Origin of the sequence: Pseudomonas sp. NPDC090208 (assembly GCF_044746785.1) — a bacterium.
Lineage (GTDB): Bacteria > Pseudomonadota > Gammaproteobacteria > Pseudomonadales > Pseudomonadaceae > Aquipseudomonas.
Map to the genome: position 1 here is coordinate 216,145 of NZ_JBIVCU010000005.1, position 14,479 is coordinate 230,623.

Below are 14,479 nucleotides of genomic sequence, written 5' to 3' on the forward strand. Positions count from 1 at the left end.
CTTCGCGCGTAACAACGACGCGGGCGGTGCGACGCATGCACGACCGAGATACCCATAACAATGACGACACCCGCAGGCAGCCTTGCCGGTCTTGCACACCATCCGGCAAAGACAGCGCTGTCTCTGGGACGAGGTTTTTATGACGACTGCTCCAACTGCTATTTCCGCCCTCGTGGTAATGGGTGTTTCCGGCTGTGGCAAAAGCGCCGTGGGCGCTGAAATCGCCAAAAACAGCGCGGGCCGCCTGATCGAAGGCGACGCTTTTCATCCCCAGGCCAACATCGACAAGATGAGCGCCGGCCACCCTCTCAATGACGAAGACCGTGCCGGCTGGCTGACCCGCCTCGGCGAGGAAGTCGCCAGCGCCGTGCGCAATGGCGAAAAGCCGGTGCTGACCTGCTCTTCCCTCAAACTCATCTACCGCGAACGCCTGCGTGCAGCCGTACCGGAGCTGGGTTTCGTGTTTCTGGAACTGAGCAAGGAACTGGCCACCGAACGCTGCTCGCACCGTCCGGGTCATTTCATGCCGGCCAGTCTGGTCGACAGCCAGTTCGCCACCCTCGAACCGCCGTACGGTGAAGACCGCACGCTGATCGTGGACGCGACGCAGACCATCGAATCCATTGGTGCCCAGGCTTCCACCTGGTGGACCGCTTCGCAAAACCCATCTGCCAACGCTCTCACCGGCTCTTGATCGAAGATCTGGCGTGAGCGACAAAGACAGCGCTGTCTTTTTGTGTGCACAGGGCAGTGAACAATAGCGCTGAGCAGTAGCTCCAAAAAAACAAAATACAACGGAGAGACACCCCATGTTCGGTATGACTCAAGATACGTATCTACTTGTGGATGCGCTGGTGACCATCATCGGCCTCGTGCTGCTGATCACCAAATTCAAGGTCCACCCTTTCGTAGCACTGACCATCGCAGCAGGTTTTCTCGGGCTGACCTCCGGCATGCCTGTCGACAAAGTCATGAAATCGTTCCAGGACGGTTTCGGTGGCGTACTCGGTTTCGTCGGCATCATCCTCGGCCTGGGCACCATGCTCGGCAAACTGATGGCTGACTCCGGCGGCGCCGACCAGATCGCCCAGACCCTGATCCGCCGCTTCGGCAAGGAGCGCGTGCACTGGGCAATGATGTTCTCGGCCTTCCTCGTCGGCATCCCGCTGTTCTTTGAAATCGGCTTCGTGCTGTTGATCCCGCTGGTGTTCATCGTGGCCCGGCGCAGCGGCGTGTCCATCGTCAAGATCGGCATCCCGCTGCTGGCCGGCCTGTCGGCAGTCCACGGCCTGGTGCCACCGCACCCGGGTCCGCTGCTGGCCATCGGCATCTTCAATGCCGACATCGGCAAGACCATCTTCTACGGTCTGATCATCGCTTTCCCGACCGCGATCATCGCCGGTCCCATCTACGGTAAATGGATCGCCAAGCACATCCCGGGCAATCCATCCAAAGAGCTGATGGACCAGATCGCCAAGGAATCGACCAACGCCAACCTGCCAAGCTTCGGCATCACCCTGGTGACCATTCTGTTGCCGGTGTTCCTGATGCTGCTCAAGACTTTCGCCGACGTCGCGCTGCCTAACGGCCACACGTTCCGTCTGTGGATGGACTTCATCGGTCACCCGATCGCAGCCCTGCTGTTCGCCCTGCTGCTGGCGTTCTACACCTTCGGTGCCGCGCGCGGCTTCAGCAAGGAACAGATCATCAAGCTGCTCGACCAGAGCCTGGCGCCGGTAGCGGCCATCGTGCTGATCGTCGGCGCCGGTGGTGGCTTCAAGCAGATGCTGGTGGACAGCGGTGTCGGCAACCTGATCGGTCACATGGCCGTGCAGGCGCAGATCTCGCCGATTCTGCTGGCGTGGCTGGTGGCAGCGGTGATTCGCGTGGCGACCGGTTCTGCGACCGTGGCCACCATTACCGGTGCCGGTATCGTCGCTCCGGTGGTCGGCATGATTCCGGGCGTCAACCGTGAGCTGCTGGTGCTGGCGACCGGTGCCGGTTCGCTGATCCTGTCCCACGTCAACGACGCCGGTTTCTGGCTGGTCAAGCAGTACTTCAACATGACCGTGACTGAAACCCTGAAGACCTGGACCGTGATGGAAACCATCCTCTCGGTGGTCGGCATCATCTTCATCATGTTGCTGTCGCTGGTGGTCTGATTCGCGGACCGCTGCACCCATGCCCACCCTCGCGGTGGGCATGTCGTTTCTGCCCTCGCAACATCCCTCGCGCAATTGCCACTCTGACGATGAAAGACCCGCCGGCTGTGGCTCCGACTAAAGTTATGCCACTTTGCTGCTACGCGCGTAAGGAAATCTCCTACACTCCACTAGGAGATCGCTGACAGGTCATCTAATGAAAATTTCATCGCCACTGGGCATGAGTTCTTTGCATTAAATGCGAAAGAAGTGTGCAATAGGCGCCGCCCGAGATTTGGCTATCGGATGTATAGCCATTACCTACGGGGATTCACTGCCAAAAGCAGGCAAAATTCGCATGCCGTTGGCCTCAGGAGAACCCATACCAATGACAACAAGATGAACCTGGGGAATTAAAAGCGTGCCCAGGGCGTCATACTGATGCACGCAACTGGATGCACTCGGCAATTTTCACCACCCAAAGGCTCACGCCAGCCTCTCGGTAGAGGCGCTTCAAGAGGCCATCAAGGAAACGATTATGTTGATACTCACCCGCAAAGTCGGCGAAAGCATAAACATCGGTGACGAAATCACCGTGACCATTCTGGGCGTCCAGGGTCTTCAGGTCAGGCTCGGCATCAACGCTCCGAAGAATGTTTCAGTACACCGCGAAGAGATTTACAAACGAATTCAAGCCGAGATCGCCCCGCAACAACAGGATCCTCAGTGAGCCCCTCAGGTTCATCTTCCTGAACTCGCTCTGCTGCCCGACTAGCGGCAGAAAAAAACGGCGTATTCCCATACGCCGTTTTTTTTCGCTGGAACTTTTGGATCCACTAATGCTCGCTGTTCATTACAAGTAACAAAGTGGCCATCTTGTAACTACGCAGATACTTAACCAAACGCTCTAGTCTGCACTTTCACGCGCGATGGCTGAGTTGTCGGACAATCTTGTCCTTGGCCAGCAACCGTTTCTCCTTGAGTTTTTTCAGATGATCGTCCGACACGTCACCGGCGGTTCCGGCTTCGGCATCGAGGATGTCGGCATCGAGTGTGTTGTAGTCATCCACCAGTTGATTGAGCTTGGGGTCGACACTGCGGCGCTTGGTCAGCTCTTCCCGGGTGATACTCAGATCGGCGAACAAATCGTGCTTGACCGGCATGGGGCACTACTCCTCTGACGACTTACGTTGAAGTATTGAGGGTAGCTCAGGGAGAAAAGGTTCGACACGATTGCCCGGCGAGCGACAGGCGCCCGCCCTGGCGACTCAGGCCTTGACCAGCACCTTGACCATCGACGCTGCGGTGTCGCGCAGGCGCCCTTCATCCTGATAAATGCGCTCCATCACCACCACGCCACGGGTGAAGGTCGACACCAGCCGCGAGGCTTCGCCGGCCGGCAGATTCAGCGTACCGAGACCGGCTTCGGCGGCAAAACGTTCATGCAGCAACGTTTCGATGTCATCGAGCATGCCCTGCAGGGCGTGGCGGATGGTTTCGATCTCGGCGATGCCGTCCACGGCGGTCTTGGTGGTCAGGCAACCACGGGTTGGCGTGCCCTCGATCATCGAACCGATGATGAACGCAAAGAAACCCTCCAGCGCGACCCTGATCGACGGATCGGCCAGCGCCTGCGCCATGTTGCCGACCATGCGCTGCCGGTAGCGATCGAACACCTTGAGAAACAACTGTTCCTTGCCCTGGTAGGCGTTGTACAGCGAACCACGCAGCACCCCGGTGGCTTCAGCCAGATCCTGCATCGACGTCGCGCTCAGGCCTTTCTGCCAGAACACGTCGAGTGCCAGATCCAGTGTCTTGTCTTCGTCGAATTGCCTTACACCTGCCATTGCCCTGCTCCAACGGTTGCGGCGATCCGGTCTGCAGGACCGGTCGAGGCATGAGTTGACCTCATTCTTGTCAGCGCTGTCAATTTTGACTAGCATGACAAACATGACAGACCTGTCAAACATAACCGAACGCTATCCAAGGGCCAGGACCATGACCGACCTCACCCATCCCGAAACAGCTGTACACCAGGGCAGCCGCCCGCAAACCGCCATTCCGTGGCACGCCATCATCGCCGGCCTCTGCGCCACGCTGGTCGGCATCGGCCTGGCGCGCTTCGCCTACACCCCATTGATTCCGCCGCTGATCGAAAACCAGTGGTTCGCCACGTCCGACATCATCATCCTCAGCGCCGCCAATCTGGCTGGGTACTTCCTCGGCGCCTTGATGGGCCGCCCGCTCGCTCGCAAACTCTCCAACCGCCATACCTTGCGCCTGATGATGGTGCTGGTGACGCTGTCGTTCGCCGGTTGCGCCGTGCCGCTGTCCACCGCGTGGTTCTTCGCCTGGCGCTTCGTGTCCGGGCTGGCCGGCGGCTCGATCATGGTGCTGGTGGCGTCCACCGTGCTGCCGCACATTCCCGGCACGCGCAAGGGGCTGGCCAGCGGCGCGATCTTTTTCGGGCTGGGGCTGGGCATTGCCGCGTCCGGCACGCTGGTGCCGCTGTTGCTGGACATGGGCCTGCGCATCACCTGGCTGGGGTTGAGCCTGTTCTGTGCCGTGCTGACCCTGATCAGTTGGGGTGGCTGGCCGGCCACTTCCGAACCCATCGCAGCAACCGTAGCTGCAGCTGCCCACAGCGCTGCAGCGCCGGTGCAACGCCCGCCGCGACACGCATTGTTCCTGAATTTGACCTATGCACAGTTCGGCCTGATGGCGATCGGTCTGGTGCCGTTGATGGTCTTTCTGGTGGATTTCGTCGCCCGCGATCTCGGCAAAGGCGCACAGATCGGTGCGCTGTACTGGATCGTCTACGGCATCGGCGCGCTGATCGGGCCGATGTTGTACGGCTACATCGCCGACCTGATGGGACCGGCGCGCGGCATTCGGCTGGTATTGATCATTCAGGCGCTGGTCGTCGCAGCCCTGTATGGCAGCCATGACGGTCTGCTGGTCGGCGCACTGACGCTGGTCATCGGCACCTTCCCGCCCGGCATCGTGCCGCTGGTACTGGCGCGGGTGCATGAACTGCTGCCACAGGATGCCGCCGCCCAAGGCGCTGCCTGGAGCCGCGCCACCACAGTGTTCGCCCTGCTGCAGGCGTTGTCCGGTTATGGCTATTCGATGCTGTTCAACGCCAGCGGCGGTGATCATCGCCTGTTGTTCCTGATCGGCACCGGCGCACTGGTGCTGGCGCTGCTGCTGGAGCCGCTGGTGCGGGCGCTGGTCAGAAAGGACGCTTGAATTCACATCACGCCGCAGGAGCGCGCTTGCCCGCGATTGCAATCTGCCGGTGCCATCGATGCCGGCTGACACATCGCCATCGCGGGCAAGCGCGCTCCTGCGCGTCTGTGTTTATCCCTGCTCACGCAAGCGCCGTGCTTCGTAGGCCTTGAGGTGCAGGTAGACAAAGTCCAGCGCCGTCAGTTGCCCCTTCGCCTGTTTGTCGCCGGCCGGGCGCCGGGCGATCATGTCGCCGATCACATGTTCGACCTCGATCGGCGCGCCGCGCTCGATGTCGCGCAGCATCGATGCGGTGAGTTTCGAACCCGGCGTGGTCAGGATCTTTTGCGAGCGTTGCCGCGATTCACTGCGCAGCGCATAACCGGCGTGGTCGGCGACGCTGGCGCATTCGGCCAGCAGCTTGAGCACCAGGGCCTCGCCGTCGCTGGCAATCACATCGCCGATACTGGCGCGCATAGCCCCGGTGATGCCTGCGCCGGTGGCGATGAAGCACCATTTTTCCCACATTTCCTGAACGATCTGCTGGCTGAGATTGGCGTCGAATCCGGCATCGGCCAGTGCTTCGGCAACTTTCAGGATGCGCGGGGTCAACGCACCGCTCAGCTCGCCGAACGACAGCTGGTTGGTGTCATTCAGGTGCAGGATGGTGCCGGACTTGTCGCGGTCCAGCGAAATCAGACACTGCCCGCCCAGCACGTTTTCCGGGGAAAAGCGCTGCGCCAGCCGGTCGAGGTGAGCCATGCCGTTGAGCAGCGGCAGAATCGACGTCTGCGGGCCGACCGCCGCAGCGATGGAGTCCATGGCCGCATCCAGATCGTAGGCCTTGCAACTGAGCAGAATCAGATCAAAAACCTGATCGAGCATCGGTGCCATGACATGGGGCGGCGACGGGTACAGGATATTGCCCAGCGGGCTGCGCACCACCAGACCGTTGCGGTCCAGCTCTTCGGCCCGCCCCGGGCGAACCAGAAACGTCACGTCGCGCCCGGCTTCCAGCAGCCGCCCGCCGAAATAGCCGCCGATGGCTCCTGCACCCACGATCAAAATACGCATTGGCTGTCGATTCCTTGTCGAGTCGGAAATAGGGTCCGGACCACCCAGAATAGTTGACGGCGACGACTCTATCCAAAATTAGGATTACAACCAACATATTGTTTTGTCTGCTGAAAAAGCCCCAGGCGCAGGAATCACAGGCAAAAAAAATCCCGAACCGCCCATGGTGGTCCGGGATTCAAATACAGCAAGGAGAGTTCTTCAGGTCTGCGCGTTGACCAGCGTCGGCCAGACGAATGTCTGACGGGCTTCGGTGCGGCTGGGCATGGCCAGGCGGCTGACGCTGGCCGGTTGCGCCAGCGGTGTCTGTAGCCGCTGCAACACGGCCTCGATCACGGCGCCACTGGCGTCGTTGTGGAATTGCCAGACGCCGTAGATGCGCCCGTCGAACGACGCCTCGCTGCCCAGACGTGGGTCCACCCCCAGTCCTGCACCGAGACCGAACAGATGCAGGCCATGCAAACGCTCCCCGGTGCTGTCCAGCGGGCATCCCGACGGGTCGGAATCCAGACCGCCCTTCACTTCCGCCAGACTGATCGGCCCGCCACCGGCATAGTTCAAGGCAGGCAGCAGCGGTTGATAGCCGGTGCACTGCACCACCACGTCGGACTCGGCCAATGCCGCGCGGGCCAGTTCGAACTGGCCTTCTGGGCCATCGAGAGTCTGCAACAGGTGCACGCGCACGCCGGTCTTGCCGACATGCCCATTGGCCAGCGCCTCGCGTCCCACATCAAGGGCGCGGTAACGCAAACCGCCGGAGCGGTTGACGCGACCGGACACCGGGCACACGTCTTTTTCGATGTCGAACACGTAACCCGCCTCAAGCGCGGCTTCGACGGTTTCATAAAACAGACGGATCTTGGTGCGATGCACCAGCGTCACTTCGCCAAGCCCGGCAAACTCCAGTGCATCCGCCAGATTCTCCAGCGTCGAGAAGGCACTGTGCGATCCACCGACCACCGTGACCCGCCCCTTGCGCGCCAGGGTCGGGGCAAAGAAATCACGCAACTGCACGGCGTTCATGCGCAGCAACTCGTCGGCGCTCTGCACTTTCGCCGTCGGCGACACCGCCAGCCCCTGATCCGCCAGGCTGTTGAGCAGGTGTTGCGGGTCCTGGCGGCCACCGAGATTGAGCACCACGGCGCGGCAGCGAATACGCCGGCTACGCCCTTCGGACTCGACCCAGACGTGATAGTCCTCGCCTTCGCGCACCACCTCGGTAATCGTCGTGCTGGTCCACAGCTTCACGCCGTAATGCTCGACGATGAAATCCAGCACCAGGGTCGAGGCTTCCGCCAGCAGTTCGGCAACGTCAGCCAGTTGCGGTGCGCTCTGCGCCTGGCGGCGGATGCGCCAGTAGGCCGGAGAATGCTCAAGCGGCTCGAACACATCACGCAACGCCGGATCACGCAGGCAATCGAGGAACACATCGCCGACCGAGTTGGCGGTGATGCGGTAATCGCCGAGGCGCCCCGTGCCGGGATTGGGGCTCGCGTCGACCACAATCAGCCCTTCCCGGGCAAGCTCGGGCATCGCACCGCTTTTCAGCGCATTGAACAGCAGCCCCATGCCGGCCGGCCCCGCGCCCCCGACGACACATCCGCAGACGGTTTCCAGGTGATCTCCATACATAATCATGACTCCAGATGTAATCGAAGCGTTGGCGCAGCCCAAAACCGTCCTGGCCTTAATATAAAAGGCACAAGTAACAGCTCGCTCTGACGCGATGTTTGATATCGAAACCGATACCCGCGAACTACAGAAACTGCACAACTCGATGCGGTACGCTTGTCCAGACAGGCAGGCAACTAACCGCATGAATAGCACTGAAAAACAGACGATGGCGATGTCTGGGTGAGTGGCTGCCAGACACATGCAGGTCAGTCGTGCCAACGTTGAATACGCCGACGTTGCCAAGGCTCGGAGACGCTACCGCCATTACCGCGAGCGCCGCTGGGGCAAGCCTTTCAGGCAGGTGCAAAGTGGAGCACCCAAATTTATTACAAACTATGACAAGGGAAACGTAGGGCTGATGGTTTCAAAAAAGCGTAAGAGTGTCAATTTTTCGAGAAAGTCGTTAGTCAGCGATTTACTTGTTGTATGACATTGTTTTAAAACACAATTAAATCTTGACGCCAACAAAGCAACACCCTTGATCGAGCACCATATATTTTTAAAATAGAAAAACAGTAAAATTCGTGTATCAAACTCGACAACTGCGATGAGTTCGCACTTTTCACCCACACTAAAAGAGCCGGAATTCCGTCACACCCATTACTGCCTTATCAGTCTTGAATGCGAGACTTTCTTTATTGCCTTCGTTCTTCATCGCATTAACGATTCACTGGCGCCAGTTTCCCGTTTTCTGTTTGACGCGGCTGTTTTGCATGTGGGGTTTTTCATGTTTTTTGACGTTAACGATGAGCGGTCATCCCTGTCGCGAAAAAAGCCGAACTCCTGTTGAAGCAGGCCGCTCTATTGAAGGGCTCGACGTGGTTTACGCCGATTCTTTTCACGCCGATAGGGAGGTCACCCATGGATACCGAGAAAAATCGTCCGTCACGCATCGCCGAGATCGACTACGCCCGCGACACGCTGTTCGGCCCGATCCCGATGCAGGCCACCTGCCGGGTCAGGCTGGAAACGGTCGAGCATGAAGGCAATCTGCTGCGTGAACTGACCATCATCGGCAACGTGCCGGATTACCTGTCGCGCTCGACGATCATTCGCGTCGCCATGGACGGTCGCATCGAGGCGGGCCCGATCCGCGATCACTATGCGGTGCGTGAGGACGGCGAGGAGCAGTTCAGGCTGCTGTTCGAAAACCAGCAGCTGCGCCAGGTGCATTGAAGGCAGAGACACCCGCAGTTCAGTTGGTCTGACTGGCCGAGTGCATTTCGCTGTTGGCGTGCAGATCGTCGTTCTGCAGGATCTGCAGGGGCTCTTGCAGCCCGTGTTCGAACTCGGCATGGCGAGCAGATGGCGAGAGGCTGTCGCCGTCCGTTTGAATCTGGCTGCCATAGTGCAGCCCTTCGATTTTCGGCGCCGTGTCCAGCACCGGCTCGGCGGGGAGCAGGCGCTCGCGCTCCAGGGCGGTCATCGGCGGCTGGAAGTTGGCATTTCGCGCTTCAAGGCGCTGCAACATGATGACGATCGCAGCAACGCAGACCACGACGATTCCCAGCAGCAAGCCGCAACCGACCCAAAGCCGGCGTCGACGCAAGGCGCGCAAAGCATCGGTGTCAATGGGCGGTCTGTGAGCATTGGCCTGCTGGTCAGCCATGCAATCTCCTGATGGTCATATCGGCGGTCGCCCGCCCGGTGCGCCGTTAAGATAAAAGGTAAACGCCGCGTTTGCCAGAGCAGGCGTGCGCAGCGGCGCCCGTAACCGCCGCGCGCTCAGGGTCTTCCCTCCCCTGAAGAATGCAAACGCCGCAGGTCGATATTCATTCAGACACACTTTGAAACTTGCTGACCGCTAGAGCGCCAATAAAAAGCCACTACGCATTTGCGCACAAGGCGTTAGATCGACTATCCAACTGCATGGATAATTACGACAGTTTTATGCCAGTCGACAGGACGGGGAGAAATTCACTTGGATGCCTGGGCAAGTTATAACCCGTCCGGGCGCGTGCCCTGAAAAAAAAAGAACCCGTGGCACGCTATCTGCCACGGGTCCATTTTGTACAACTTTATGAAGCGAACGCTGTCAGCGCTTCAACTCGCCAGCGCGTGACGCTGGAACTGTTGCGGGTTATGCAGTTCCGTGCGCAGCTCTGCAATCAGCTCGCACAGGGCCCTGCTGGTGTCCAGACGGTCCAGCGAAATGCCGCTAGCAAACAGCTCGACACGTTCGGTACGTGGATCGATGACTTCAACCGTCATGCTGTCGTCGATAACCGAGCAATTACAACGCATAGGCAGGAAAGCACTTTCAATAATACTGCGCAGTTCAAGGTTGGAGAGTGTGCATGCAATCATTAGCGATGTCCTCCAGAGGCGGTGCTGCTTAATCTGTGCAGTCACGCACCTGATTGTTATAGATGGCTTCCTTGTAGAGTTATCCTTCACCCTGATTCGTCGTTAAACCTCTTGGCTGTTGGCGAATACACCAAGTTATACGCCCTGCCCCAATATGAAGCAAATAAGTAAGCCGCCTGCCAGGACCGGAAAAAATCCGGCTGTTTAAACAGAAAAAACGTTTCATCTTGTGAAATTCATGAAAAAACCGCGAGCTATCGCGCACCCCGATATTCACCGGGCGACCAGCGGCAGAAAAAGGCGGGTTTTTGGCGCCGCCATTCGTCGGCAACCCATCGGGTGCCGACGAATGACCGGGGTTATTGGTCGTTGCGCAGGCGCAGGTGGATCAGCGCCACGCGAGCGCCCTTCTTGTCCAGCCGCTCTTCGATGGCGTAAGGCTTGAAGCCCAGCTTGGGGTAGAACAGCAGACCGGGCACGTTGTGGTTGAAGCAGGAGGCGGTCAGTTCGCTGGCTTCGTGCTTGCCGAACGCCAGATCCATCATACAACCGATCAGGTAGCGTCCGACGCCTCTGGAGCGGGCATGCGGGGCGATGATCACATTGCCCAGCGAGCAGCGGCCACGGAAGTCATAGCGCGAGAAGTTGGCGAAGCCGACCACCTCGCCGTCCATTTCGATCACGGTATTGTCCAGGCGCTGGGCGATGGCGTCATTGAGTTGCGCGGCCGTCAGCGGAAAGACCGCCTTGGGGAACATGTAGAACAGCTCGTCGACACTCTGGGGCATGTCGCATACGGCAGGGATGTCTTTTTCTTCCAGGGGTCGGTGCAGAAACATGGATGAAACCTCTCGAAGAAAGGGGGGGCCGAAACCCGACTATAGGGCAAAGGATGGCACGAAGATATCAGTCTCGACGCTCGCCACCCACAGTTGCATTTCAGTACGGTTATCGCCGTCCGGCAAACTTGAGCTTATAAGACCTTGGTCGAAATGAATAAGTGCCAAGACATTTCAACTTTCTCGCCAAACGCTCAGCAACGTGCCGCAACCCCCTGATCTGCCAGCCATCGCGCGACCTTGCAGATCGCCTGTAACAGCACTGGCTTTCTTGCAATCTGCATGACCGTCAATTCAACGGCCGTACCTAACTCATTGATTTTCAAAAGACGCCAAGTTGTTCAATGACTGGCACGCTCGCTGCAATGATAAAGACAATAAAACAGGCCGCCCGGCCCTCCTCTCCGGGAAGCCAATACAAGGAGAAACATCATGCGTTCGATCCTGTTGTGGTGCCTTGGCGTCCCTATCCCGATCATCATTCTGATCGCCCTGTTCTGGCATTGACCGATCTGCCATTGACCGAGTCGTAGACGATCCGCGTGGTGCTCCCCGGCAAGGAGGCTGCGCGGATCTTTAAAGTCGCTCAAGCCGCCGCGTGCCCCACCATCTGCGCACGCAAATATTCCACCACCGACCGCTGGATGCCGGTGAGTAGCCGGGAGCTTGCCACCAGGGCGAGTTCGCTGGGTGGCACCCCGGCAAAGCCTTCATCCTCGCGCAATAACCGATGGCTGGGCAGCATCGCCGACTCCGGCAGCAGACTGATGCCAAGCCCCGCCGAAACCGCCGCCTGAATCCCCACCAGACTCTGACTGGCAAACGCCACTCGCCAAGCACGCCCCGCCGACTCCAGCGCGTGAATGATGCGGTTGCGATAAATGCAGCCCTGCGGATACACCACCAGCGGCACGGGGTCCTCTACGACCTGCACATGGGCGGCAGCCACCCAGTTGACCCGCTCCGGCCAGGTCGCCAGCGCCGGTTCGGCTTTGGTGCCGACATCGCGTTTGACCAGCGCCAGGTCGATGTCCTTGTTGTCCAGCCGTGCCTGCAAATCGACGCTCAGGCCGTTGACCGTGTCCAGCCGAACCTGCGGATGTTCGCGGCTGTAGCCACTGAGCAGCGCCATCAGCCGCTGCACGTCGAAGTCTTCTGGTACCCCCAGCTTGACCACCCCGGCCTCATCGCCGCCGCACAGCACGCTGCGGGCTTCCAGCGCCAGCGCCACCAGCCGCCGCGCGTAGCCCAGCAGGCGCTCGCCTTCGTCGGTCAGTTCGATGTGCTTGCCGGCGCGCTGACGCAGCAACAGCGGCTGGCCCAGTTGTTCTTCCAGCTTGCGGATCTGCTGGCTGACCGTGGACTGAGTGCGGTTCACCCGCTCGCCGGCACGGGTAAAACTGCCGGCATCAACCACCGAGACGAAGGTGTGGAGCAATTCCAGGTCGAACATGCTGGTCACCAAAACATTTGAATATCGAATTATTTTTTCAATTTAATTTAATTTTACGATACCTGCCATGCCCCTCTACAGTCGACTCATTCCCACCCCGATCAAGGAGCCGACCATGACCGTTTCCACACCTCGCCCTCGCTGGCTGACCTTCGATTGCTACGGCACGCTGATCCAGTGGGACGAAGGCCTGCTCGACTGCATCAGCCAGTTGCTGGCGCGCAAAGGCCAGAGCGGGCTGGACCCTGACCGTTTCATCGAGATTTATGACCGTCACGAACACCGGCTGGAACAGACCCCGCCCTACCGTTCGTTTGCCGACATCTCCCGGCAGTCGATGGCGCTGGCCCTGCAGGAACTCGGGCTGAACTGCCAGCCCGAGGACGCCGAGGAACTGATCCGCCGCATCGGCCAGATGCCGCCCTTCCCGGAAGTCCCCGCTACGCTGCAATGGCTCAAGGCCCAGGGTTTCAAGTTGTGCATCGTGTCCAACACCGACGATGAAATCATTGCCGGCAACGTCGCCCAATTGGGCGGTTTCATCGACCGGGTGATCACCGCGCAGCAGGCCGGCGCCTACAAGCCCGATCACCGCCTGTTCCACCACGCCCATCGGCAACTGGGGGTGAATCTGGATGAGGTGCTGCACATCTGCGCCAGCCCGCATCTGGACCTGACGGTGGCGCGGGACTTGGGTTTCCGCTGCGTGTGGATCGACCGTGGCACCCGACGCCAACCGCTGGCCGATTACCGGCCTGACGCGACATTGACGGACTTGTCGCAAGTACCGGGCTACATTCACAGCAACGGCTGGGCAAACGACTAAGGAGAGGCACATGGCACACGATCTGCGCAGCGTGGTTCACAGCGACCGGCAATACCGCCATCTCGACTCGCCAGCGATCCAGGCCGCGCGCATCGATCTCGCCGCCAGCCTGCGCATGGCGGCCCGGCTGGGGCTGAGCGAAGGCATCTGCAATCACTTTTCGGCGCTGGTGCCGGGCCATCCGCAGTTGTTTCTGGTCAATCCCTATGGCCTGGCCTTCGCCGAGATCACCGCATCGAGTCTGCTGATCTGTGATTTCGACGGTCGCGTGGTCTTGGGTGACGGCAAGCCGGAGGCCACGGCTTTTTATATCCACGCCCGCCTGCACCTGCACAAACCCGGCGCTGTGGCGGCGTTCCATACCCATATGCCCAACGCCACCGCGCTGGCGATGCTGGAGGGCGAGCCGCTGGCCTGGGCCGGACAGACTGCGTTGAAGTTCTACGGTCGGGTGGCGGTGGACGAACACTACAACGGCCTGGCGCTGGACAACGCCGAAGGCGACCGCATTGCCGCGACCATGGGCCAGGCCGACATCGTGTTTCTGAAGAATCACGGGGTCATGGTCACTGCAGCGAGCATCGCCCAGGCCTGGGACGACCTGTATTACCTGGAACGCGCCGCCGAGGTGCAGCTCAAGGCGATGAGCAGCGGTCGGCCGTTGAAAGCCATCGAGCCGCAGATTCTGCAACGCACGGCGCGGCAGATGAGCGAGGAAGACGCTGAAAGCGCGCGGCTGCATCTGGAAAGCGTGAAGCGCCTGCTGACGCGGCATGAGCCGGATTTTGCCGATTGATCTCAACGTCCTGTAGGAGCTGGCTTGCCCTGCGAGCGGCTGCGCAGCAGTCGTAAATCCTGACGACTATGCATTCCTGACACACCGCATTCGCCGAGTTTACGACGACTTCGGTCGGACGCGACCCCGGCGCGCTCGCAG

General features: G+C 59.9%; 15 protein-coding genes. 7 read left to right on the forward strand and 8 right to left on the reverse strand.

Features of this window, described 5'->3' with window-relative positions; translation table 11 throughout:
* Positions 1–178 precede the first annotated feature (178 nt).
* The 3 genes from ACIPL0_RS11360 (at position 179) to csrA (ending at position 2,871) form a co-directional block, all read left to right on the forward strand.
* Entirely contained in the window at positions 179–694 is a 516-nt protein-coding gene (locus ACIPL0_RS11360; protein ID WP_400600242.1) for a gluconokinase, read from the forward strand.
* Positions 695–809: 115 nt separating this feature from the next.
* Positions 810–2,162: a GntP family permease gene (locus tag ACIPL0_RS11365; protein WP_400600088.1), complete on the forward strand. Its 1,353-nt coding sequence runs from the start codon at positions 810–812 to the stop codon at positions 2,160–2,162.
* 517 nt (positions 2,163–2,679) lie between these two features.
* A complete protein-coding gene (gene csrA, locus ACIPL0_RS11370) occupies positions 2,680–2,871 on the forward strand; it encodes a carbon storage regulator CsrA (protein ID WP_400600090.1) in 192 nt (63 codons plus the stop codon).
* Positions 2,872–3,061: 190 nt separating this feature from the next.
* On the opposite strand, the gene ACIPL0_RS11375 is transcribed toward csrA, so the two are convergent.
* Both ACIPL0_RS11375 and ACIPL0_RS11380 read right to left on the reverse strand, forming a co-directional pair.
* The gene (locus ACIPL0_RS11375) at positions 3,062–3,304 is read right to left on the reverse strand and encodes a DUF465 domain-containing protein (RefSeq protein ID WP_400600092.1); all 243 of its coding nucleotides are present in this window, start codon (positions 3,302–3,304) and stop codon (positions 3,062–3,064) included.
* A 105-nt stretch (positions 3,305–3,409) separates the two neighbouring features.
* Complete coding sequence (locus ACIPL0_RS11380) at positions 3,410–3,988, reverse strand: TetR/AcrR family transcriptional regulator (protein ID WP_400600093.1); 579 nt, start codon at positions 3,986–3,988, stop codon at positions 3,410–3,412.
* A gap of 151 nt (positions 3,989–4,139) precedes the next feature.
* Here ACIPL0_RS11380 and ACIPL0_RS11385 point away from each other — a divergent pair, with 151 nt between their 5' ends.
* A complete protein-coding gene (locus tag ACIPL0_RS11385; RefSeq protein WP_400600095.1) occupies positions 4,140–5,390 on the forward strand; it encodes a YbfB/YjiJ family MFS transporter in 1,251 nt (416 codons plus the stop codon).
* 111 nt (positions 5,391–5,501) lie between these two features.
* Here ACIPL0_RS11385 and ACIPL0_RS11390 read toward each other — a convergent pair whose 3' ends face one another.
* Together ACIPL0_RS11390 and ACIPL0_RS11395 are read right to left on the reverse strand one after the other, a co-directional pair.
* Positions 5,502–6,443: a ketopantoate reductase family protein gene (locus ACIPL0_RS11390; RefSeq protein ID WP_400600097.1), complete on the reverse strand. Its 942-nt coding sequence runs from the start codon at positions 6,441–6,443 to the stop codon at positions 5,502–5,504.
* Positions 6,444–6,644: 201 nt separating this feature from the next.
* Complete coding sequence (locus ACIPL0_RS11395; RefSeq protein WP_400600099.1) at positions 6,645–8,075, reverse strand: pyridine nucleotide-disulfide oxidoreductase; 1,431 nt, start codon at positions 8,073–8,075, stop codon at positions 6,645–6,647.
* Positions 8,076–8,978: 903 nt separating this feature from the next.
* On the opposite strand from ACIPL0_RS11395, the gene ACIPL0_RS11400 reads away from it, so the two are divergent.
* On the forward strand, positions 8,979–9,293 hold the full coding sequence (locus tag ACIPL0_RS11400) for a hypothetical protein (RefSeq protein ID WP_400600101.1): 315 nt from the start codon (positions 8,979–8,981) through the stop codon (positions 9,291–9,293).
* Between the two features lie 19 nt (positions 9,294–9,312).
* Here the strand turns inward: ACIPL0_RS11400 and ACIPL0_RS11405 are convergent, their stop codons facing one another.
* From ACIPL0_RS11405 to ACIPL0_RS11420, 4 genes are all read right to left on the reverse strand, one after another.
* Positions 9,313–9,726 (reverse strand): hypothetical protein, encoded by a 414-nt coding sequence (locus tag ACIPL0_RS11405; RefSeq protein ID WP_400600103.1) that lies wholly within the window; start codon positions 9,724–9,726, stop codon positions 9,313–9,315.
* A 434-nt stretch (positions 9,727–10,160) separates the two neighbouring features.
* Positions 10,161–10,424: a DUF1652 domain-containing protein gene (locus tag ACIPL0_RS11410; protein WP_400600105.1), complete on the reverse strand. Its 264-nt coding sequence runs from the start codon at positions 10,422–10,424 to the stop codon at positions 10,161–10,163.
* Between the two features lie 359 nt (positions 10,425–10,783).
* Positions 10,784–11,263, reverse strand: a complete 480-nt coding sequence (locus ACIPL0_RS11415) for a GNAT family N-acetyltransferase (RefSeq protein WP_400600107.1) — start codon at positions 11,261–11,263, stop codon at positions 10,784–10,786.
* A 586-nt stretch (positions 11,264–11,849) separates the two neighbouring features.
* A complete protein-coding gene (locus tag ACIPL0_RS11420) occupies positions 11,850–12,716 on the reverse strand; it encodes a LysR substrate-binding domain-containing protein (protein ID WP_400600109.1) in 867 nt (288 codons plus the stop codon).
* Positions 12,717–12,831: 115 nt separating this feature from the next.
* On the opposite strand from ACIPL0_RS11420, the gene ACIPL0_RS11425 reads away from it, so the two are divergent.
* Entirely contained in the window at positions 12,832–13,542 is a 711-nt protein-coding gene (locus tag ACIPL0_RS11425; protein WP_400600111.1) for a haloacid dehalogenase type II, read from the forward strand.
* A 10-nt stretch (positions 13,543–13,552) separates the two neighbouring features.
* Positions 13,553–14,338 (forward strand): aldolase, encoded by a 786-nt coding sequence (locus ACIPL0_RS11430; protein ID WP_400600113.1) that lies wholly within the window; start codon positions 13,553–13,555, stop codon positions 14,336–14,338.
* The last annotated feature ends 141 nt before the right edge of the window (positions 14,339–14,479 follow it).